The sequence below is a fragment of the Lactobacillus taiwanensis DSM 21401 genome, from assembly GCF_001436695.1.
GTDB classification, from domain to species: Bacteria; Bacillota; Bacilli; order Lactobacillales; family Lactobacillaceae; genus Lactobacillus; species Lactobacillus taiwanensis.
Genome location: NZ_AYZG01000046.1, coordinates 1 through 208 on the forward strand (window position 1 = coordinate 1; position 208 = coordinate 208).

The 208-nt window shown below is 35.1% G+C and carries 1 protein-coding gene; it reads left to right on the plus strand.

Annotated elements, in window-relative coordinates:
- A partial coding sequence (locus FD18_RS06095) for an LPXTG cell wall anchor domain-containing protein (protein ID WP_157053613.1) occupies positions 1-208 on the plus strand: 208 nt, incomplete at both ends.

Below are 208 nucleotides of genomic sequence, written 5' to 3' on the forward strand. Positions count from 1 at the left end.
AAACAATAGTGGTGCTAAATCTACAATTTCTACTAATACACTTAAGTCTCAACATGAAAATGCTGAATCTGTAGATAAGACGGTTAAGAGACATCACCGTAGAGGTAAATTGCCTCAAACAGGAGCAGAATCAAGTTCTAATTTATTAGGATTAATGATTACTGCTTTAGGTGGATTGCTTGGCTTCAGACGTAAGAAACGTAAAGAT